Origin of the sequence: Campylobacter sp. RM9333 (genome assembly GCF_020137705.1) — a bacterium.
Classification (GTDB): domain Bacteria; phylum Campylobacterota; class Campylobacteria; order Campylobacterales; family Campylobacteraceae; genus Campylobacter_E.
In genome coordinates, this window is record NZ_JACGAY010000019.1 from 19,919 (window position 1) to 42,675 (window position 22,757).

The following is a 22,757-nucleotide window of genomic DNA, read 5'->3' on the forward strand; positions in this document are numbered from 1 at the left end:
TAACCTTTATTAAAAATTAAAAAATGCCATTAGTTTATACAAATAAAATTAATTCAAAATAACATAAATTAAGAATTAATTTTAAAATTAATATGCTCTTCAAATTCTTTTAAACGCTTGTGAATACTTCTTAATTCTGTAATAGTTGTCCAGTTTTTAGTAAGAACACTAAAGCTTGAACGAACACTACTAAAAGCATTATTGATTTGAACTAAAACACCTAGGGCAATTATTCCTAAGAATAAATTTTGCCCTACTATCAAATAAGCAAAAATCACCATAAATTGTTCGTATAAATATAGCCAAACATCAAAATATCCATAGTGCAAAAACAATCTTTTGTAATTAAACTTAAGCCCTGTAAAAAGCTCAAACATTTGCTCTGGTAATGCGTGATTGGTTCTATCATTTTCTGCATAAACTAACTCTTTTCTAAAAGCAGCTTCGGCTTTTTGATTGTTATATTCAAGATTAGGAAGTTTAATTCCAACAAACCAAGATATAATAAGACCACCAACACTTGTTAATAAAGCCCACATAATTAAACCTGATTGAAAATTAAAAATAGGTAAAACCAAATTAGCCCCTAAAGTATATAAAATAGGCAAAAAAGCAATCAAGGTCATAAAAGCCTTTATAATATCAACACCCAAGCTCTCAACGATTTTTGCAAATCTATATATATCTTCTTGGATACGCTGTGATGAGCCTTCTATATAATCATTATTCTTACGCCAAGCCTTAAGATAAGCAAATGTAATAGCTTCTCTCCAAGCAAAAGCAAAATGCCTAGAAAAAAACGCTGTTAATGTAGCTATTAAAATATAAGGTAAAGCTATAAATAAAAAATCACTCAAGCCACTTAAAAACTGCTCGTAGGTGCTATTTTGTGGTGCTGCTTGTAAGAGATTATAAAAATCTTTATACCAATTATTGATTTGTACATTAAGTAAGGTTTGAGAAAAAATTGCAAGTAAAATAAGCAAACTCCCGCCCCAAGACCATAAAAACCATTTTTTAGATAAATAAAATGCTCTAAACATATAAATCCTTGCAAAAAAATAGGCTAATCATAATAATTTATCTTTAATACATTTAGAATTTGAAATATCATTTATGTTTTTTAAATCCCTTTTGATATTGCTCGTCAATATAGCCTAATTCTAATAATTTATTAAATATTTTTGCAACAATTGGCCCAGAAGTAGCACCTCCATGCATTCCATGCTCAACTAGAACAACCACGGCATATTTTGGCTCTTCATAAGGTCCATAAGCATTCATCCAAGCGTGACTTCTTGTATAATATTCCATATTTTCTTCTTTCATACGCTTTTTTTCACTTTGAGAAATCCCTACAACTTGCGCTGTGCCTGTTTTGGCTGCTAATGTGATTTTACTCTCTAATAAAGGTTTATATCCTGTGCCTTTAGGTGTATTTGCTACATCATACATAGCTGCTCTAATATATTTTAAATCTTGTTGTTCGCTTTGAGTAAAAATATCTTTTTTAACAATTTCAACTTTTTCTTTATTTATTTCATCTACAAAATGTGGCTTTATTTCATATCCACTAGCTAATTTTGCTGTATAGACTGCTACTTGCATTGGAGTTGCTAGGAAATTACCTTGCCCTATGCTAGTAATTAAAGTTTCACCTTGATACCAAGGCTGGTTATATCTTGAACTTTTCCATACTTTATTTGGTAATATACCAACACTCTCAAGTGGTAAATCAATATCTGTTTTTCTACCAAATCCAAGCTTATATAAACTTGCACTTATATCAGCTATTCCAACTTTTAAGCTGCCTTTATAAAAATAATCATCACAACTTGACCTAATAGCAGTTCTTAAATCCATAACCCCATGCCCATATACATTATGACATCTAAATTTTCTACCACCAAAATCAAAAGAACCAGAACAAGTAAAAGTAGTATTAGTATCTATTTTACCACTTTGTAAAAACGATAAGCCTACGCCCATTTTTACAACCGAACCTGGTGGATAACGACCATTTATAATCTTATTTGTAAATGGGTGGTCTAAATCTTGTATCATCATATCCCATTCATTTTGTGAAATTCCAGTAACAAAAGGATTTAAATCATACTCTGGATAAGAACCTGCTGCAATAATTGAGCCATCTTCAATATTTAAAACAACTGCTGAACCACTAATATTTTTAAACAATTCATCTAAGTATTGCTGCATTCTTATATCAATAGTGAGTTTTATGTCATTTTCCATAATTGGTTTTTTAAACTCAATTTCTTCTACTTCTTGATTGATGGAATTTACTTTTGTAACTTTTTTGCCAGGCGTGCCTTGTAATATATCATCATAATATTTTTCTATGCCTGTTTTTCCAATTTTTTTTGTAACTTTTACAACATCATTATTTACCATATCTTCAGCATTTGCCCTTGCCACATAGCCTATTATATGACTTGCTAAAGAATTAAATGGATATAGTCTTTTAACACTTGGTTTTATTAATATATTATCATCTAAATTCAGCTCAAAATAACAAGGATTTATCTTCTCATACTCTATAAAATCTATAATTTCTATTTCATCTTGATTGTAATAGCTATTTTCTCTTTTATATATTTTAATAATTTTATCAATATCTAAATCACTAAAGCATTTTAGAATTTTATTAGTTGTTACATCTAATAAATTACTACTTAAATGTGGTTTTAAAGATATTGAAAATCCGAGCTGATTAACAGCTAATGGGGTATTATTTCTATCTAATATTATCCCTCTAATAGGCGGAATTAATTCTTCTTTGGTTGAATTCTTTTGTGCTAGTTCTTCATAATAATCATTGCTATAAATACTAAGCCAATATACCCTAGAAAGTAGCATTATAAAAAATGACAATATTACAAAAATTACAAATTTTAATCTCACACAATACCTCTAAACAAAATAATTGATAATAAAGATTCAAGGCATATATAATAAATAAAAATATTGCTTAATTTAAGCACTTCTAGTTCAAATAAATAAGAAAATAATAAATTTAAAAATATATCTATAAAATATACAAATATTATAAAAATAATTATCAAAATATCCCTATTTTTAAGTTTGTAAATCAACTTATCATAAAAATAATAAAAAAATATTAAAAACGCTATTGTAGTGCTAAACAGCACTAATCCGTGGGTTATTTCAATAAGACATAGATATAAAATAATAAGCAAGCTAGTTTTATCAAAACCACTTTTTTTAAAATGTATAATCAAAAATACAAAAAAAACTCCGAGTAAAGGTGGTAAAAAAAATGTAATAGAGCATAGTAATTGGTAAAAAAATAAAACAAATATTGTTATATAATAGCTTAACCCAACTCGTTCTTTCATTTAATAAACTCATATATTTTTTCCTGCAATTTATCTATACCTTTTTTACTAGCACTTGATACATAAATTGCATCTTTATATTTTGATTTTAGCTTTGAAAATTCACTCTGATTTAATTTATCAATTTTTGTAAAAACCTTTATATAAATTTGATTTTCATTCATAAAATCTTGTAAATATTCATAAACACCTTCATCTATATCTAAATCATCGTGTCTTGAGTCTATTAAATGAATAAAGCATTTTATTTCTTTTCTTTTTTGTAAAAATTCATTTAAATTCTTGTTCCAAGCAGCTTTTTTATCCTTAGAAACCCTTGCATATCCAAAACCTGGTAAATCTATTAAAATCAATTTGTTTTTATCCGCAAATGTAACTTCAAAAAAATTAATTAATTGAGTTTTTCCTGGAGTTGAAGATGATTTTGCAAGACCTTTGTGATTTGCTAAAGCATTTATTAAAGAGCTTTTACCTACATTAGAACGACCTAAAAAAGCAATTTCACCTAAATTATATTCTTGTGTTTGAAAATATTTTTCACAAGATATTAAAAATTTTGCACTTACTATATTCATTTTGCTATCTCAAAAATTAATTTAACTGGCTTATTAGCTTTATCGCTTTTTACTTTATATGTTCCATCATTTTGGTTTATATAAATATAATCTGCTGATAATTCTTTGTTATTTTCTGTAATTTTAACATTCCCTATAAGCTCATAAGTATTTTTATTTACATCATAAACAATCTTATCTGCTTTGCCTTTGAAATTATCTTTATTTAAACTTATAGAAAAACTTGTTACATATTGTGCTTCATAGCTAGCAATTTTATTATCCTTATTTGTTCTTATTGTCAATATTTGACAATTTAAATAATCTTTACCTTGCCTTATGCTAACATCTTTGCTAAATACCCCAGTTTGATTATCTTTATTACCTTCAAAAATTTTTGCATTAATCTCAATTTTTTCAGCATATAAACTACATAAAGATAATAATAAAATAACTATTTTTCTATACATAAATCAACCTCTTTTAATAATAAATCTGAAGAATTTAAATTATAACTAAAAGAATTAGCATTAATTAAACTATTATTATAGGTTACTTTAGTTTTACTCAAAGAGCTTAAGATTTTTTCATTTATTGAATAATTTAATACATCGCTTTCAAGCTTAATTAGATTATCTTTATATTTAACATCGCCATTTAATACTATAATATTATTTTCTTTAGTTGCCTTATTACTACTTAAATGCTTTTCTAAATCATTTATACTCAAATCTATCAAATTATCTTGATTATTTATTTTGTAATATTGCTTAGCATAAGCTATTTTTTCAAGCTTATTGCTAAGCTCATAACCAATAATATAATTAGCTTCAAGACTTTTAAAATCAAGTTGATAATTCATCTTATCAATATCATAAGGCTTTTGTATTATTATAAAAAAAAGCATAGATAGCATAGAAACTAAAATAATATTAAAAGTTTTTATTAACACTTAATCCACTGCTTTAATTGATTATTTTCTTTTACAATAATTTCAAGCATTTCATGCACACAACCATATCCACCTTTTGTATTTAAAATTCTTCCAAAAATTTTTGCCCCATCTTTAGGAATAAAAGGTAGCTTAACAGATTTTAAAAGGTCTAAATCGTTATAATAGTCCCCTATTGCAGCAACTTCATCAAAAGTAATATTTAAATCTTTCAGTAATGTTTTAGCACAACTTAGCTTATCCTTAATACCACAATATACATATTCAATGCCTAAATCTCTTGCCCTATTTAAAACAACTTCAGAACTTCTTCCTGTAATAATTGCAAATTTTATACCCAATTCTTTAGCTTTTAAAATAGCAGCTCCATCTTTTACATTAAATTCTTTAATCAAATCAGCATTAGGAGAATAAATAATTTTACCATCACTTAAACATCCATCAATATCTAAAATAACTAATTTAATCATTCTTACTCCCTAAATATAAATGAACCTAGAAAATTAGCTAAGTTTATAAAATCCTTTGCTTCTTCTTCACTTCTAAAGCCTTTTAAAAACACTCTATAAAATCCATCGCTAGAATTTAATACTTTACTTGTATAACCTTTATAATTTGCATATCTTTTTGCTAAATTATAAGCATTTACAGAGCTTTTAAACGCTCCTATTTGTATCATAAAATCTCCACCCATAATACTATTTACACTATTTTGAATGTTGGAATTTGTATTAGATATTTGAGGTTTAATATTGTCTTGATTAAAGCCTAATATAGTTAATTTTACCCTTGCAGTGCCTTTTTTAGTCATATCTATTTCATGCGCTGCACGATTTGATAAATCAATAATTCTTCCAGCAACAAATGGCCCTCTATCATTAACTCTTACTACAACACTTTTTCCATTTTCTAAATTATCAACTCTAACCATTGTATTCATAGGTAAAGTTTTATGAGCTGCTGTCATAGAATTTGTATTAAAAGTTTCTCCATTTGAAGTCTTTTTACCATGAAAACCTGGGCCATACCAACTAGCAATACCAGTTTCAGTATCTCCAATATCAACCTTACTTGGATAATAAGTCTTACCATTTATTGTATAAGGTCTCATTGTAGCTGGAGTATTTGGTTTAGCTACTCCATAATTATAATTTTGGTTTAAGCTACTTGTAGTTGAACAAGCAGCAAATAAAAATAAAAAACTAGCGAAAACTAAATATTTTTTCAATTTTTAGCCTCCTTACTATCATCATATACTAATACAGGAATTAATAAAGTTTGATTAATTCCAATTCTATCATCTTTTAAATTATTATAAGCTCTTAAAGCATTTGTAGAAACACCATTTTTCTTAGCTATTGCATATATTGTATCACCTTGTTTTACCCTATAGCTTATTACATTTTTTACATTATTTTTAGCATACTTAATAGGATTTGAGTTATCTTTATAAGCTGCTATCTTTTCTATTGGTAAATAAGCATAATAATTATAAGGTGGTGCAAAATTGCCTTTAAATTGTGGGTTTAAATCTTTAAATTCACTTAAGCTAATCCCAGCTTTTCTAGCAATTGATGATAAACTTTCTTTTGGTTTTACATCAACTTTACCTATATTAAGTGCCATAACTTGATTTAACAAATAAATATCACCATACTTAGCAATATCATTTTCTGCTATTAAACTAGTACTTAAAATCTTTTTGAAAAATCTTCTTGTTTCTTTAGGTAAATATTTTTGGTCTTCATCTAATAATACACTTAATTCATCACTACCTGCATTTTTAATAGCTTTTCTAACACAGCCATTTCCACAATTGTAAGCAAAAATAGCTAAATACCATTTACCAAATTCATCTTTTAGCCTATGCAAATATTTTGCAGCAGCAACACTAGCAGCTACAACATCTTTTCTTTCATCAATAAATTTGTCAATTTTTAGACCAAAATTCTTAGCAGTAGGTTCCATAAATTGCCAAACACCTGTAGCTTTTACTCCAGATTTAGCATCTGTTTTAAAATTACTCTCAACCATAGCAAGATATAAAAAAACATCAGGAACACCTTCTTTTTTTAAAATTGCTTTAATAATTGGAATATTCATATTAGCTTCATTCAATACTTTTGTAAAATAAAGCACTTCTCTTTCACTCATATCGTAAAAAATTTCCATAAAAGATTGGTCTTGTAAATATCTTAAATCTACATCAATACTTTTTAAGATTTTTTCTTGTTTATCGTATTTATCTACTGAAAAATTCGCATATAAACAAATACTTGTAACTATTAATAATATAAATTTTTTCAAATTAATCCTTTAAATAATTTTTTTGCGTTATTTGTTGTAAGTTCTTCTATCTCCTCAATTGATTTATTTAGTATTTCTGCCATTTTTTGTGCAACCAATTTGCAATATTTTGGCTCATTTAAAGTCCCCCTGTGTGGATGCGGGGTAAGATAAGGCGAATCAGTTTCTATAAGTAATCTATCTGTTTTGATTTTAGGTAAGATTTCAACTAAGTTTTTTGCATTTTTAAATGTAAGCACTCCTCCAATTCCATAATAAAATCTATCGCTTAATTCCAATAGAATTGGACTTGCATTAAAACAATGCAATACTCCAAAAGCTTCTTTATAAGCCTTTAATATTTCTAAAGAATCAGCATTTGCATCTCTTATATGTATTATTAATGGTAGTTTTCTTTCAATTGATAGTTCAATCTGTTTTTTGAATACTTCTTTTTGTAGATTTTTTTCTTCTTCGCTAGGATTTTTATAATAATCTAAACCACATTCTCCTATTGCAACACATTTACTATCTTCTAAAAAACTCTTTAAGTAGTCTAAATCAAAATCTTGTATATCATAAGGATGAACTCCGGCAGCAAAATATACATTATCATATTTATGTGAAATATCACGAGCTTTTTGTAATGTTTTTATATCAGCACCTGGAATAATATGAAGTTTTACTTCTTCATTGCTAGCATTAAGCAAAACTTCATCTAAGATATTATCATATCTTTCATCATCTAAATGCGTATGAGTATCAATTATCACTATTATTCGCCTTCATAAACTTCAACTCTATCACGACCATTTCTTTTAGCGTCGTATAAAGCTTCATCAGCTTTTTTAATCATTTCTTCTATTTCTGATTTTTTAGAGCCTACTGCAACTCCTATTGAAGCTGTGAAATTAATTGGTTTATCAAGATACATAGCAGGAGTTGATTTAATTGCACTTCTAATTTTCACTGCCATTTTAATAGCGTCTTCTTTCTTAATATTTTTAATTAATAAACAAAATTCTTCGCCACCAAATCTAGCAACCATATCCCCACCCTTAACTTGTTCAAGTAGAGTCTGACCACATTGAACAATAACGCTATCTCCTGCAGCATGACCTAGTGTATCGTTAATGTTTTTAAATTTATCTATATCTATCATTAATACAGCAAAATCAACATCATCATTGATTTTTGAATAATATTCTTTGCTAGCCTCAAAAAAGCTTTTTCTATTATTTAATTTTGTTAAAAAGTCCTTTTCAGCACTTTCTTTTAGTTGTTCTGAATAATAAATTAAATCTATACTATTATTAATCCTACAAATAATATTCTCTCTTGAGAATGGCTTTTGAATAAAATCATTTGCTCCGGTTTTTAGCATTCTAGCACCAACATCATCACTTCCGTGAGCTGTTAAAACTATTATTCCTAATTGATTTTTATTATAAGATTTTCTAACTTCTTTTATAAGCTCTTCACCAGAAACTGCTGGCATTTCTTTGTCTGTTAAAATAAGTTTTACATCAGGGTGTTGTTCTAAATATCCTAATGCTTCAGCTCCGTGAGCTGCTGGGAAAACTTGGAATTTGTAAGCTTGCAAAATATTTTTAATAATATTTCTCATAGCCATTGAATCTTCAGCCACTATAATTTTTGTATTTTCGTTTCTTTGTAAGCGTTCAATAATATCTATTATATAATCAACACATTCGCTACCTTCTTTTAACACATAATCAACAATGTCTTTATCCATAAAACTTTTTCTTGTAGCGTCATCATCAAGTCCAGTTAGAATAATACTTGGAATTTTCTTAGATAGAGCATAATCAACAACTTGACCATGCATAGCATCAGGCAAACATAAATCAAGTAATGCAGCAAAATACTGATTATTATCTAGCAACTCTTTAGCCTCTGCAAAATCATAAGCTACATCAAATTCGCAATTTAATGCGCCACTAACTTTTTTTGCTATTGCTTTAGCTAACATCTTATTGTCATCTACTAATAGTAATTTCATTCTTTTCCTTCTAATATGGTTTTTGCAAAATCTAAGGCTGATTGGCTGATATTCTCATCACTAATCATTCTTGCAAGTTCATTTGCTACTTCATCTTTTCTAAGCTCTCTTGCAAAGCTTTTATTGTTTTCTTTACTTACTAAAAAATGCTGATTTGCTTTTGCACAAATCCAAGGCATATGAGTTATTACAAATATTTGATAATGCTTACTTAATTTACTAATTACATTTGCAATACTAATGGCCTCTTTTCCGCTTAAATTAGCATCTATCTCATCTAAAAATATATAACCATTCGCATAATCAATAAAATCAGCAAAACTAGCCAAAAATGCAAGTCTTAATCTATTTAACTCGCCCGAGCTAATCTCTTTAAAACCTGCTTTATTTAAACTGATTTCAAATCTATCTATGCCGTTAATTCCTAGTTCAAATTCCACTAACCTAAGAGCAATTTTGTCTAAGTATAACAAATTTAGATAATCATTAATTTTACACTCAAGTTCATTAAGGTAAATTAATCTTATTTTTGATATAGCTTTCGCATCGCTTATAAGCTTATTTTTTAGAGTTTTAAGCTCTTTTTCAATATTGTCTTTTTCGTAATCAATATTTTCATAAATATTTAATTCTTTTTCTTTATCTTTGAGTATATTTAACGCATCTTCAACGCTTCCATAACGCTTTACTAGATAATGAAGCTTTTCTAATCTATTTAAAATCTCTTCAATATCTAACTCACTACTATCATTATTTAAATCATTATAAATATCATTTAATTCATTCATAGCACTTACAAAAAATTCACTATCAATATTAGCTAACCTTAAAAGCTCTAAAACACTGCTCTCATAGGCAAAAATGCCTTCTGATTTTCTTAAAGCTTGTTCTATTTTATCTCTTTTTGAAAGCTTGGTTTTAATATCTAATAATTTTTCATATTCGCCTATTTTTGGATTTATATCTTTAATTTTTTTAATTTCTAAGCTTAATAATTCTTTTAAATCATTGATTTTATTTTCATCTTCACATAATTTTTTGTATTCTTTTTCTAATTCATCTAATTTTTTAAAATTATTTTTATATTCATTTAAAGTATTTTCATAATTTTGTTCTTTTTTAACTATGATTAAATCTAACATTTTTAATAAATAATTTGGCTCAAAATCATCATAATTTTTAGCCGATAAATAGCGAATATTACTAGCATTTAGCTCACTCATAATCTTTTTTGAAACTGCTTGATTGTTTATAAAATATCTAGTAACTTTATCCTTTTTAACCCTAAAAACATTTGGATTAGAATTTTCTATACTTTCATCATTTATCTTATCATCTATGCTAATTTCTAAAAGACTTGCACTGCTTTCAAAAATTCCAAAAGCTGCTAATATGCTTTTAAAAATCACTGATTTTCCAGCTCCACTAGAACCTGTAAAAACTATAAGACCATTTTTAAATTCTAAGTTAAGTTCATCAAAAGTTATATTATTTGTAAAATATAATCTTTCTATCATCTTACTTCTCCCCAATTAAGCTTTTCATTTAAAACCCTAAAATAAGAGCTATTTTTACGCCTAATGATATTTGCTCTTACATTACTAAGCCCTATTCTAACGCTTTTAAATTCATCTTTATTAAATACTTCTTGCCCATCTATACTTAAAGTGCAATTTGCACTTATAATATCAATAAAAAAACTTTTAGGTAATACTATTGGTCTTTGAGTAAGCGAATGAGAACAAATTGGAGTTAGCATAAAAACACGGCTTAATGGATAAATAATTGAGCCGCCTGCACTAAGATTATAAGCAGTTGAGCCTGAAGGAGTGGAGATTATAAGCCCATCGGCATTATAGTTATTAAAAATATCTCCTTTAAAACTCGTTTTTATATCCGCTAATAATAAATGATTTGCTCTATTAAATACTGCGTCATTAAAAGCATATTTTTGTAAGATTTTGCCATTATTTAGCTTTATTTGAACACTTAGTAAAAATGGTCGCTCAAGTTTATATGAACCACTTAAAAACTCATTCATACCGGTTTCAAATTCTGTAGTTTTAAACTCCGTTAAAAAGCCTAAATTACCGGCATTTACTCCAAACACAGGAATATTAGAATTTGCTAAATATCTACAAGCTGAAATTATATTTCCATCTCCACCTAAAGATATTAATAATCCCACATTTTCTAAATCAAATTCTATTTCGTTTTTTCTATCATTTACATAAGTAATATGTGAAATATTTTTATTATCTAAATAGTTTTTAATACTTTTTAATTCGCTACTATCTTCTAAACCTAATTTGCAAAATATAATTATTTTTTTAATTTCTTTATTTTTCATAATCTTTTCTTATTCTTTTTATTATAAATTTACAATTTTTGAGTAAAAATCAATTAATTTAATAAAAATTCATGTTAAGGAAAAAAATTGAGAACACATTATAGCACTGAGCTTAGCATTAAAAACATTGATGAAGAAGTAGTTGTAGCTGGATTTGTAAATAGCTACCGCGACCATGGTGGAGTTGTATTTTTAGATTTAAGAGATAAAGAAGGTATTATTCAATTAGTATGTGATCCTGAAATAAACAAAAATGCTCACGAAATAGCAAGTAGCTTAAGAGATGAGTATGTAATAAGTGCTAAAGGTAAGATTAGAGCTAGAGGCGAAGGTTTAGTAAATCCAAGACTAAAAACCGGAGAAATTGAAATAGTATGTAGCGAAATTGAACTAATTAATAGTGCAAAAGCGCTACCTTTTGATATAAATGATTTAAATGTTAATGAAGAATTAAGACTAAAATATAGATTTTTAAGTCTTAGAAATCCTAAATTATTAGATAATTTTAAAAAGCGTTCAATCATTACAACAGCAGCTAGAAATGCTTTAACAAAATTAGGCTTTATGGAAGTAGAAACTCCGATTTTAACAAAAGCTACACCTGAAGGTGCAAGAGATTATTTAGTTCCATCTCGTGTACATGAAGGCGAATTTTATGCGTTACCACAAAGCCCACAATTATTCAAACAACTTTTAATGGTTGCTGGGTTTGATAAATACTTTCAAATTGCAAAATGCTTTAGAGATGAAGATTTAAGAGCTGATAGACAACCTGAATTTACTCAAATAGATGTTGAGATGAGTTTTTGCGACCAAGAAATGGTTATGCAAAATGCTGAAACTTTCTTAAGAGAAACATTTGCAAGTGTTGGCATTACAATGCCTCTTAAAGTAAAAAGAATGACCTATAATGAAGCAATGGAGCTTTATGGAAGTGATAAACCTGATTTAAGATTTGATATGCCAATGATTGATGTTGCACACATTTTTGCAAAGTCAAATAATGCTATTTTTAGCGAACCTGCAAAAGATACTAAGAAAAATCGTGTAAAAGCAATTGTTGTTAAAAATGGAGATAATATTTTTTCAAAACGCCAAATGCAAGGATTTGAAGAATATGTTAGAAAATTTGGTGCTAAAGGTCTAGCGTTTATTCAAATGAAAGAAGATGGACCAAAAGGACCATTAACTAAATTTTTTGATGATGAAGGCGCTGAACTTATAAATTTCTTAAAAGAAAAAGCTGATTTTAGCGTAGGAGATGTAGTATTCTTTGGCGTTGGTGCTAAAAAAACCGTTTTAGATTATATGGGAAGATTTAGATTATTCTTAGCGAATGAATTAAAGATTATTGATGAAAATAAATTTGAGTTTTTATGGGTTGTTGACTTTCCTATGTTTGAGCAAAATGATGATGGAAGCTATTCGGCAATGCATCATCCATTCACAATGCCAAAAAATATCGATGCACCAATTGATGAAATAAGTTCTGTTGCTTATGATATAGTATTAAACGGAGTTGAGCTTGGTGGTGGAAGTATAAGAATTCATAGAAGCGATATTCAACAAAAAGTATTTAAATTACTTGGAATTAGCGAAGATGAACAAAAAGAAAAATTTGGCTTTTTACTAGATGCATTAAGCTATGGAGCACCTAGTCATGGTGGATTTGCAATAGGGCTTGATAGATTATTAATGCTAGTTACAAAATCTAGCTCAATTAGAGATGTAATAGCATTCCCTAAAACTCAAAGAGCGCAATGTCTAATGACTGACGCACCAAGCAAAGTTGCTTATGCACAGCTAAATGAATTACACATTGCACTAAAAGAAAGTAAAAAATAATTTTTACCCCTAAAAAAGGGGTTTTTATCCTATGTTAATTAGATATTTTAAACAATATAAACTTCGTAAAAATGTTAAAAACTTTTTAAATCTTTCTTGGCGTGATGCAAGTTGCAATGGTGTTTATTATGGCTGGGGAAGAAAGGAAAGTGGAAGAATAGCCAAGAATTTAGCTAAAAAAAATAATGCTAAATTTTGCTTACTTGAAGATGGGCTTATTCGCTCTTTAGGGCTTGGCATTAATGATAAAAATAGCTTTTCACTAGTATTTGATGATATTGGGATTTATTACGATGCAACCGCTGCTAGTAGATTAGAAAATATTTTAAATACTTACGAGTTTAGCGAAGATGAATTAGAGCAAGCAAAAAAAGCTATCAAATATCTAGTAGATAATAATATAAGCAAATATAACAATGCTTACAAAGAATTTAAATTAGGGAATAAAGATAATGTTTTAGTGATTTTACAGAGTGCAAATGATCTATCACTTAAATATGGTTTAGCTAATAATATTAATTCACTTGATATGATTAAAGATGCAATTAAAGAAAACCCTAATTCTAAAATATATATAAAAATTCATCCAGATGTACTAAGCAGCAAAAAACAAAGCGATATAAATATAAATGAAATTCCACAAGAATGCGAGATTATAAGCGATAGTTATAATCCAATAATTTTACTTAAAAACTTTAAAAAGGTTTATACAAAAACTTCAACAATGGGGTTTGAAGCTTTACTTTGTGGGTGTGAATGCGTGTGCTATGGAATGCCTTTTTATGCAGGATGGGGAATTACAAAAGATAAACAAAAATGTGAGCGTAGAATAAAAATAAGAAATATTGAAGAAATATTTTATGCTATGTATTTTTTATATACGAAATATTATAATCCCTACTCTGAAGATATTTCAGATATTTTTGATACTATGAAAACCATGGTGCAATTTAGAGAAATTTATAAGGCTAATTCAGGGAGATTATTTTTCTTTGGGTTTTCTTTATGGAAAAGAGCTCATACAAAGCATTTTTTTAAATCATTTGATAATAAAATAATTTTCATGAACTCTTTAAGTGCCTTAAAGCGGTATAAGGTTACAGAAAACGATAAAGCATTTATATGGGGTAAAAAATATGATAAAGATGAACTCGAAAAGTATTTTAAGAATGTTAGCATAGTAGAAGATGGTTTTATACGCTCAATTGGACTTGGCTCAAACCTTACTAAAGCATACTCATTAGTAGTTGATGATATGGGAATTTATTTTGACCCTCAACTTCCAAGTAGATTAGAATATATCCTAAAAAATACCAATTTTAGCGATGAGTTAATAGAAGAAGCAAAAGAGATTAGAAAACTAATTTTAGATAATTCATTTTCTAAATACAATTGCTTAAAACATCAAGAATTGCCAAAAAGAAAACAAAAAACAATACTAATTCCAGCACAAGTTGAAGATGATGCATCTATCAAATGTGGTGGTTTAGGATATGATACTTTAAAACTTATAAAGCAAGTTAGAGCTGAAAATCCAGAGGCTTATATAATATATAAAGTTCATCCTGATGTAGTAGCTGGTAATCGTAAAGGACTTAAGGATGAGAAAATTATCTTAAAATATTGCGATGAAATTATAACTGATATTAGTATAGATAGTTGTATAAAAGCTTGTGATGAGGTTCATACTATCACATCAACAGCAGGATATGATGCACTTATCCGAGATAAAGTAGTAGTAACTTATGGGGCTCCATTTTACGCTGGCTGGGGTTTAACCATTGATAAAAACATAACTCCAGAAATCCTATCCCATCGAGGAAGAAAACTAAGCATTAACGAGCTAATAATAGGGGTTGTTATCTTGTATCCTAGATATTTAAACCCTATATCTACCAATTTAACTAAATCTACAAGTACAATTAGGGTGCTTATCAGTAAAAACTCAAATGATAAAATATAACAATCTTATTTAGTACCTATTTACGTGTTGGATACGGATCTTTTGGTGCATCACCAACGCCAGATAAACAGTCCCACTTATTTGTTACACGAGGATGTTTAACTTTCATTAATGGGCAAGGCGGTAAGCTTGTTACTGATTGCACAGGTAGTTTATATCCACACACAGTACACTTATAAGTACCTGATGATACATCTGAACCAATAGGAATATTATTCTTTTTCATATTTTTCTCCTTATAGATATAATATAAATACAACACCAATTTATTAATCATATTTATATTGAAAATTATATACCAAATACGGTAATTTTATGCTTTACTATTAAAAAGAGACTAATCACAATAATTCAATAATTAAATACTCACATTTAAGTAACCTATTTTATGAGTAAATATAAAAAAACTACTATTTTCTTAAAAAATTGAAATATTAGATTTTATTATATTTATCAATATTATTAATATTTTCTAAAATCATTTATATTTTCACACCTGACAAACCATAAATAATTTTATCTATCAATATTTTTCAATATTACCAATAAAATACACTTAAACGTCAATAAACCAATCTCTAAGATTATCCTTATATCCTCAATATTCAAATGACAAAAACAAATGTATTTTATAATCTAACACGTATTATAAATAATTTAATCAGCTAAATTTTATATTAGCTGATCTAAAATAAATATTAATTTATTATTCTTCATCATAGTTTATATAAGAATAAATAATCTTTTGAACAAAGTTATCTTCAATACTAAAACATTTTTTTAAAATATTACATATGTCTTGTTCTGAATATTTATAGAATTTTAACCTAAAACTTATATCTAAAATTCCACCATTAATACAATCCATTTCTATTGTTGTTGGCTTGTTGTGCCAAGCAGAAAAAGTATCATATGTTTTTGAATTAATAGTGAGTTTGTCATATGTAACCCAAATTGGTAAAAAATTATTATCCTTATCTTTAACACACGACGATAAAAATTTAAATGATATTTTCCCACTTAAATGCGTTTTAATTTTTAAATTAAAATCACTAGTTTCTATTTTATTATTATAAATTATCATCCCCTTTCCATTTGATGCATCATACCATTTAGGATATTCAACTACAACTCCATTGCTACAATTTGTGTCAAATTCTTGATGGTTATTTTCCATAAACACATCAATTCTAAAAGTTTTTAGTGTTTTTAAAATTTTTTTAATCTCTATTAGATCTTTGCTATCATTATTTTCATGTTGAATTGCTTTTTCATAATATTCATTAGACACATCTACTGCAAAATCTACATCTGGCAATATTTTACTCAAGTCCTTGTTGACTATTATATCATTAGCATAAATCTCATATATTTCATCTAAAGTTAATTTTAAAGATTTACTACATAAAAATAAAGAAATAAAATCTAAAAAATCTATTTTACAAGTATCGTTAAAAGTTGCACTTGTATGCTCACCCCATTCAGTTTCTTCTTTTTCATTGTCAAAATAATGCAATTTTGTACTATTATCAATTAAAAAATCATTTTGAACAGTTGAGAATTGATTAAAATACGAAAACGCTTTTACTAGATTATTTTTATCATTAGATATTTTTATCAATGAATATGTCCCATAATATCTATCCGGTACTATAGATAATTTATCATCTTTATTCCAAGTATGTATACCAACTATAAACCAACCACTATATTTTGATAACTTTGCTATTTCAGTATCTTTATTTAATCTTAAAACCTTTTCACAATAGCATGAATTTTTATGCACCAAATCAGAATCTTTAGAAAATATATCTTCATAGTTTATTATTTTGAATTCTAAATCTAATAAATTTACATCATTAGGATTTGGCATATCAATTAAATTATAATTTTTAATTATATTAGCTCCTATTTTTCTCATTATACTATTTAAAGGATGATTAGCATCTGGTTTTTTAAAAAATTCAAACAAATTTTTAGATATCATGTATTGTTGCATATCAACAACGCTAATATCATACAAATTACAATAGGATTTATGTATGTTATAAATAACTTTATGATTGATATTATTTTCATCATAGAGTGGTTGAGAAATTAGTAAAGATACGACTTTAGTTTTTAATTTAGATAATTCATTATAAAGATAATGAGCATTTCTTTCTATCATGCTTATATTGTATCTAGAATATAAATATTTAATAAAATCATTCAAATAAGCATCTATAATAACCAAATCAAAAGTTTTTATCTTATCAATATTGCGTGTTAGTTCATAAAGTCTATGTGCAGAACCTGGGCCCCCAAGAGATAAATTTAAAAATTCATGATTACCCCCCCCCCACAATATTAGAATTTAAAGTATCCTTTAAACCACGTTGCAAGCCTTCAAGCATTACACCATTACTACCACCGATCAAACAAACCTTCATTTAATTTCCTTTTTTTATTTAATAATTTCAACAATCTGACTTAAATAATCTTTATCTTTACACTCCGGAACATTCCTTTGATTTATTTCATTAACATACTTGCCAGGTACAGGACCTCTTTGACCAAATCCACGTAAGGAACATTCATAAATTATATCTAAATGACCTATATCAAGAGCTCTATACCCCCCCCCCAACAGTTAAGTCATACGCTAACACCGTAGCTGTTGGTCCTAAAGCTATTAAAAATAAATGACTATTATCTATTTTATTGCAAGCTTTTAATATATCATCGTATTTATCAAAAGCATTTTCTTTAGGACACAGTATTCTTTTGATACTTTTCACATTATCCAACAAATCATTACCTACGCCCATTCTTGTTGCTTCACCCTCGACAATAACTATATCTTTATCTTTCCATATATTTTTAAATTTCAATACATTACTTACGTTTCTTGTTATCTCAGCATTCCCATAATTTTTATTATAATTTACAATAGTATTATATAATTCTCTTTTAGTTTTTACTACAAAATGTAACCAAGTAGATTCATCTTTAATATCAAAACTATAACAATTGTTATAATGAGGACTTATACAAGTAAACACACTATCATTATTATTTTGAATTATTTCTATCAGTCTATTTGATAGTTGTAAATTATATTTTTGAAACCCAACTTCAAATTTACCAAACATTAAACCTATTTCTCCATCTCCAAATCTAACTAATGACCTATTTGATTTTACAAGCTCATCCATTGTAGAATCTAAACTTAAAATTTTTAATTTTGGTTGCAAATATGTCTTAATATTTTGTAATTCATTTTCTAAATAAATTATTTTTTTTATCAAATATTCATTTAGATTATCTTTGTTATTGAAAGAACTTATTTCTTGCACAATTTCTAAAATAGCTTGATTGATATTCTTATCAGTATGTATTTTTAAAATTTTAGCAATGTCTTGTAATTCAGACCTATTATAGCTATATAATTCTAACTTTAAATCTAATTCTACTATATCGTCTTTTTTTGCAGACAAATTTGACATGATATCTAAACTTTTATTATGCCATAAAGCTACTTTTTCATCTAGCATTTCTTGTTTATTAATTTTAAATGATTTATATACTACATAAATAGGGTACGGGCTATCATCTAGCATTATTAGACTATTTTTTAAATTAATTTTTAATTTACAATCGCAATTGACTTTAATTTTAATACTATCATCCAATATATTATTAAATATAATAGCACCTTTTGAATTAATTTTGTTTAACCACTCTGGATATATAATTTTTGTGTTTGTATCATTACCAACAAACTCAATTATATTTTTACCATCTATATTATTTTTTAGCTCGGTCGCTAATATATCTAAGCGATAACTAGATATTGTCTTATATATTTTTTCTTTTAATTCTCTAACTTCCATATCTACCTCTATTTAATTTAATTTTTCTTTTAATTGTTCAATTTCTTTTATTAACTTTGCGTTTTCTTCTTTGATAAGGTCTAGGATTTCTCGTCTAGTATTAAATTTTACATACTTCAAACCTAAGAAATAATATCTTGTTTTATATTTTTCTCTTGTGATTGAGAAAATACGATTTGGTTGTTTTAATTTAGTTGATTTTTCATACTCCAGTCTGTTTTTAATAATATTTTCAATAATATTATTTATATCTTTAGGCTCTACTCCACTAGAAAGCTTAATTATTAATTCTTTTAGTTCACTTTTAGTATAAGGATATGGTGCTTTGGTTACCTCTATGTCTATCATCTCATTATCCTTAACCTTCATTTCATAGGTAAAAGCTTTATCATGCCAAGTAGTAATAGGCTCCCTTAAAATCTCTTTTCCATTTATCTTGATTGATTGATAGTTGACATACAAAGGAATCATTTTATTATTATATTTTCTATAAATTCCCATAAACTTAAACACTAAATTACCATTACATCTAGTTTTAATTTGAAAACTATCTTTATAGTTTTTACTAGCTAAAATTGCTCCTATACCATTATTATCTGCAAACCAGCTAGGGGTACTTATACTTATATTTGAACTATGATTTAACAATCTTATATTGTTTTTATATGTTCTCACATTTCTTATATTAATTTTAAAATATTTACTACCAATATAATCTACTTCTAATTTAATTATTTGTTTATTTAATACATATTTTTTTATCTTATATGAAGTATTTTTAGTAATATTTAATGGCTTTTGCAAAAGATTTTTACCATTTATTTTAATCTGATTATAAATAATATTTTCATTATCACAAAATAAATCTATAACAAGTAGGCCACTATTGATTATTATAAATTCAATAATATTATTATTGCCAAAAATACTATAACCGTTACTTTTTTCTGTTGATATACTTATATGTTTATTTATCTTTTGAATAATATCAATATTGTTTTTGTTAATACCAAAATTTTTTACATCAATACGACTTGAACTTAATACACTTAAATATGTTAAATATTCATCCTTAATATTAAAATTATCAAAATTATTTGATTTAAAATTTATTTCTTTTTCTGCAATTTTCATCCATTCATAATACAATTCTCTAATATTAAAATCATATTGTTCTATATTTTTAATATTCCAAGGCTTCAAATCTGTGTTATAATGAATTATTTTTGCATATTTTACTAATTTTTTTTCTTCTAAAAATATATTTTGATTAAAAAATAAATAATTCCATTGATAGTTCCATATGATTTCTAATAATTTCTTACGACCTTGACAAGCCATATTTAACAAATCTTGATCTGGATATTCTAAATCTCTATACTTATCAATTAATTCAAAACATTTATTTTTAATTTTTTCAATTATAAATTTTTTTGTATCAATCAACAATACACCAGAATTAATATATTCATTTTTGTTCATATTTAATTGTTTTATTTTTTTTTCATACTTATCTACAGGATTGATGATAGCACCTAATATATTACCTTCTAAATCAATATTATAAAATTCAGATATGTCACCTTTTATAAGAATATCACAATCTAAGTAAATAATTTTTTCATAACTTTTAAGGATTTCAGGAGCTAAAATTCTATAATACATCTCTATACTGAAATGATTTGTACTATATAAATTATATTGCTGAATATAATTAAAAACATCTATAAATTCTATATATATATTATCTTTTATTTTTGTATTAAAAATCTTATCCATACTATCTTTTTTTAAGTTACTATAAAAAATAAATATATGATATTCATCATTATTATTTACAGTATTAGATAATGATTTCAAAGCTACTCTCAAATAATCCACATAATAGTCATTAGTCGCAAAAATAACTGGTATATAATTTTTAGAAAAAACTATATTTTTTATTTGTTCTACAACTTTAATATCAATTAGATCTACACTAAATATTTTATCCTGCATACACTCATCTTTAAGTAATTTTCTAAAAATTCCCCTATCTTTTAAAGAAATCCTATTTTTATAAAAGTAAATATAAGAATTATATTTTCTTAACAACAAGATATTATATAGGTATTGAAACTTACTATTTTTTTTCATAATGTTAAATACATGTTGTTGCTCCAAGAAGATAGTATAAACACAAGATTTTTTAAACATTGAAGCTTCTTCATTATCTTGTCTGTAATAGTAAAAAGCTTCATCTAAATACATTATTTTATCTGCTAAATAAGTGGTACAATAATCAAATCCTATATCTTGATGTGATGCTCCTGGAGTTTCATTGAAAGTAATATAATTGCTATCTAAAAAAACTTTTTTAAATATTCCTGTTGGGTTTATCACAAAACCTAGCTTATCTTTATCATTAACTCCATTAAAAATTTTGTTATAACAATTATCATTTATAACTTTATTTAGAGTACTAACATTGTTTTTGTATATATAATAGTTTGATTTTAATACATCCAAATCATTTTCTTTAGCGACTTTATAAAGTCTTTTATACATATCTAAAGCTATGAAATCATCAGGTTCAACTATGCCTATATATTCACTATTAGCAACACGTAAACCACAGTTCATAGAATTTCCATATCCTGTATTAATCTTATCAATTATTTTAATATTTCTATGCCTATTTGCAAAATCATTTAATATATCTAAAGAATTATCACTTGAGCCATCATTAACGCAAATAATTTCAATATAATCAAAAGTCTGACTAGTTATAGAATTTAAACATTCTTGTAAATACTTAGATACATTAAATATAGGAATAATTATAGAAACTTTTGCTTTCTCTAAGTTAGTATAAATTTTGCAATATCTTTTAAGTGAAAGTTCAACTAATTTTTGTTTGACTAAATTTATGTCATCATTGTCTACATTTTTAATCTTTCCCCAATACTCCTTTTTCAATCTCATTAGGCTTAAATCGTAAAGTTTATTTAAATTATTCTTATTTGTATAATCTAAAATTTCTAAAAATGCGTTCAAAATATCAATTACTCTACTATTGTCCCAAGTGACTGTTTTATGCTCCATTCTGTAAGTATAAGTATGAGATTTTACAACATATATTTTTTTTGCACAATCCATAGCCTTAATCATAAAAATAGGATCTTGATATCTTTTATAATTTGGAAAAAATATATTATTTTTTAAAACCATCTTTCTACTATAAATAAACCTTTGAAAGCCATAATCAAACTGATAGTCTGAATAGTCCATTATCCCATCATATTTAAATAAATCTTTATTGTTATCCTTTTGATAGCACTCTTTTTTATTTTCATCGTATATCAATAACGATCCGCCACAAATTAGTACATTATTTAAAATTGCTTTTTGATATAAAATTAAAATCACATTATTGTCTGGATAATAATCATCAGGATCAATGAATGCTAAAAATTCCCCTTTTGCTTTTTGTATCCCCTCATTTCTTGAATACCCTACTCCACAATTTATCCTGCTAACAACAAAGATGCGA

General features: G+C 26.4%; 19 protein-coding genes. 2 read left to right on the top strand and 17 right to left on the bottom strand.

Annotated features, from left to right (window positions below; all coding sequences use genetic code 11):
• Positions 1-68 precede the first annotated feature (68 nt).
• The 12 genes from AVBRAN9333_RS07185 to AVBRAN9333_RS07240 all read right to left on the bottom strand — a co-directional run bounded on the left by AVBRAN9333_RS07185 (position 69) and on the right by AVBRAN9333_RS07240 (position 11,542).
• Positions 69-1,043: a putative transporter gene (locus tag AVBRAN9333_RS07185; RefSeq protein ID WP_214117998.1), complete on the bottom strand. Its 975-nt coding sequence runs from the start codon at positions 1,041-1,043 to the stop codon at positions 69-71.
• Between the two features lie 67 nt (positions 1,044-1,110).
• Positions 1,111-2,922: a penicillin-binding protein 2 gene (gene mrdA / locus AVBRAN9333_RS07190; protein ID WP_214117996.1), complete on the bottom strand. Its 1,812-nt coding sequence runs from the start codon at positions 2,920-2,922 to the stop codon at positions 1,111-1,113.
• A gap of 451 nt (positions 2,923-3,373) precedes the next feature.
• On the bottom strand, positions 3,374-3,952 hold the full coding sequence (gene yihA / locus AVBRAN9333_RS07195; protein ID WP_214117994.1) for a ribosome biogenesis GTP-binding protein YihA/YsxC: 579 nt from the start codon (positions 3,950-3,952) through the stop codon (positions 3,374-3,376).
• Positions 3,949-4,401, bottom strand: coding sequence for a lipopolysaccharide transport periplasmic protein LptA (gene lptA, locus AVBRAN9333_RS07200; RefSeq protein ID WP_214117992.1), 453 nt, complete (start codon positions 4,399-4,401; stop codon positions 3,949-3,951). The genes yihA and lptA overlap by 4 nt, the downstream gene beginning before the upstream one ends.
• Positions 4,386-4,838 (bottom strand): LPS export ABC transporter periplasmic protein LptC, encoded by a 453-nt coding sequence (lptC, locus tag AVBRAN9333_RS07205; RefSeq protein ID WP_336609693.1) that lies wholly within the window; start codon positions 4,836-4,838, stop codon positions 4,386-4,388. The genes lptA and lptC overlap by 16 nt, the downstream gene beginning before the upstream one ends.
• A 38-nt stretch (positions 4,839-4,876) precedes the next feature.
• Entirely contained in the window at positions 4,877-5,353 is a 477-nt protein-coding gene (locus tag AVBRAN9333_RS07210) for a KdsC family phosphatase (protein WP_214117989.1), read from the bottom strand.
• 2 nt (positions 5,354-5,355) lie between these two features.
• Positions 5,356-6,111, bottom strand: a complete 756-nt coding sequence (locus tag AVBRAN9333_RS07215; protein WP_336609694.1) for a septal ring lytic transglycosylase RlpA family protein — start codon at positions 6,109-6,111, stop codon at positions 5,356-5,358.
• Positions 6,108-7,190 (bottom strand): lytic transglycosylase domain-containing protein, encoded by a 1,083-nt coding sequence (locus tag AVBRAN9333_RS07220; RefSeq protein WP_336609695.1) that lies wholly within the window; start codon positions 7,188-7,190, stop codon positions 6,108-6,110. Before AVBRAN9333_RS07220 ends, AVBRAN9333_RS07215 begins: the two co-directional genes overlap by 4 nt.
• Positions 7,187-7,942, bottom strand: a complete 756-nt coding sequence (locus AVBRAN9333_RS07225) for a TatD family hydrolase (protein WP_336609696.1) — start codon at positions 7,940-7,942, stop codon at positions 7,187-7,189. Before AVBRAN9333_RS07225 ends, AVBRAN9333_RS07220 begins: the two co-directional genes overlap by 4 nt.
• 2 nt (positions 7,943-7,944) lie before the next feature.
• Positions 7,945-9,192 (bottom strand): GGDEF domain-containing response regulator, encoded by a 1,248-nt coding sequence (locus AVBRAN9333_RS07230; protein WP_214117982.1) that lies wholly within the window; start codon positions 9,190-9,192, stop codon positions 7,945-7,947.
• Positions 9,189-10,709 (bottom strand): AAA family ATPase, encoded by a 1,521-nt coding sequence (locus tag AVBRAN9333_RS07235; RefSeq protein WP_214150367.1) that lies wholly within the window; start codon positions 10,707-10,709, stop codon positions 9,189-9,191. Before AVBRAN9333_RS07235 ends, AVBRAN9333_RS07230 begins: the two co-directional genes overlap by 4 nt.
• The gene (locus AVBRAN9333_RS07240) at positions 10,706-11,542 is read right to left on the bottom strand and encodes an NAD(+)/NADH kinase (RefSeq protein WP_336609697.1); all 837 of its coding nucleotides are present in this window, start codon (positions 11,540-11,542) and stop codon (positions 10,706-10,708) included. Before AVBRAN9333_RS07240 ends, AVBRAN9333_RS07235 begins: the two co-directional genes overlap by 4 nt.
• Positions 11,543-11,629: 87 nt before the next feature.
• Here AVBRAN9333_RS07240 and aspS point away from each other — a divergent pair, with 87 nt between their 5' ends.
• A complete protein-coding gene (gene aspS / locus AVBRAN9333_RS07245; RefSeq protein ID WP_336609698.1) occupies positions 11,630-13,387 on the top strand; it encodes an aspartate--tRNA ligase in 1,758 nt (585 codons plus the stop codon).
• 31 nt (positions 13,388-13,418) lie between these two features.
• Positions 13,419-15,350 carry a capsular polysaccharide biosynthesis protein gene (locus AVBRAN9333_RS07250; protein WP_239802650.1) on the top strand — a complete coding sequence of 644 codons (1,932 nt, stop codon included), beginning with the start codon at positions 13,419-13,421 and terminating at the stop codon, positions 15,348-15,350.
• 16 nt (positions 15,351-15,366) lie between these two features.
• Here the strand turns inward: AVBRAN9333_RS07250 and AVBRAN9333_RS07255 are convergent, their stop codons facing one another.
• From AVBRAN9333_RS07255 to AVBRAN9333_RS07275, 5 genes are all read right to left on the bottom strand, one after another.
• Complete coding sequence (locus AVBRAN9333_RS07255) at positions 15,367-15,576, bottom strand: zinc ribbon-containing protein (protein ID WP_239802651.1); 210 nt, start codon at positions 15,574-15,576, stop codon at positions 15,367-15,369.
• A 480-nt stretch (positions 15,577-16,056) separates the two neighbouring features.
• Entirely contained in the window at positions 16,057-17,697 is a 1,641-nt protein-coding gene (locus AVBRAN9333_RS07260) for an SGNH/GDSL hydrolase family protein (RefSeq protein ID WP_336609699.1), read from the bottom strand.
• Positions 17,698-17,796: 99 nt separating this feature from the next.
• The gene (locus AVBRAN9333_RS07265; RefSeq protein WP_336609700.1) at positions 17,797-17,979 is read right to left on the bottom strand and encodes a hypothetical protein; all 183 of its coding nucleotides are present in this window, start codon (positions 17,977-17,979) and stop codon (positions 17,797-17,799) included.
• Entirely contained in the window at positions 17,963-19,225 is a 1,263-nt protein-coding gene (locus tag AVBRAN9333_RS07270; RefSeq protein ID WP_336609701.1) for a GT-D fold domain-containing glycosyltransferase, read from the bottom strand. Before AVBRAN9333_RS07270 ends, AVBRAN9333_RS07265 begins: the two co-directional genes overlap by 17 nt.
• A gap of 12 nt (positions 19,226-19,237) precedes the next feature.
• On the bottom strand, positions 19,238-22,757 hold a 3,520-nt coding region (locus AVBRAN9333_RS07275; protein WP_336609702.1), incomplete at its 5' end, for a glycosyltransferase.

Coding starts and splice junctions, on each gene's coding strand:
- AVBRAN9333_RS07185 (WP_214117998.1), bottom strand. CDS start 1,043: ATGTTTAGAGCATTTTATTTATCTAAAAAATGGTTTTTATGGTCTTGG.
- yihA (WP_214117994.1), bottom strand. CDS start 3,952: ATGAATATAGTAAGTGCAAAATTTTTAATATCTTGTGAAAAATATTTT.
- lptA (WP_214117992.1), bottom strand. CDS start 4,401: ATGTATAGAAAAATAGTTATTTTATTATTATCTTTATGTAGTTTATAT.
- lptC (WP_336609693.1), bottom strand. CDS start 4,838: ATGCTTTTTTTTATAATAATACAAAAGCCTTATGATATTGATAAGATG.
- AVBRAN9333_RS07210 (WP_214117989.1), bottom strand. CDS start 5,353: ATGATTAAATTAGTTATTTTAGATATTGATGGATGTTTAAGTGATGGT.
- AVBRAN9333_RS07230 (WP_214117982.1), bottom strand. CDS start 9,192: ATGAAATTACTATTAGTAGATGACAATAAGATGTTAGCTAAAGCAATA.
- AVBRAN9333_RS07235 (WP_214150367.1), bottom strand. CDS start 10,709: ATGATAGAAAGATTATATTTTACAAATAATATAACTTTTGATGAACTT.
- AVBRAN9333_RS07240 (WP_336609697.1), bottom strand. CDS start 11,542: ATGAAAAATAAAGAAATTAAAAAAATAATTATATTTTGCAAATTAGGT.
- AVBRAN9333_RS07250 (WP_239802650.1), top strand. CDS start 13,419: ATGTTAATTAGATATTTTAAACAATATAAACTTCGTAAAAATGTTAAA.
- AVBRAN9333_RS07255 (WP_239802651.1), bottom strand. CDS start 15,576: ATGAAAAAGAATAATATTCCTATTGGTTCAGATGTATCATCAGGTACT.
- AVBRAN9333_RS07270 (WP_336609701.1), bottom strand. CDS start 19,225: ATGGAAGTTAGAGAATTAAAAGAAAAAATATATAAGACAATATCTAGT.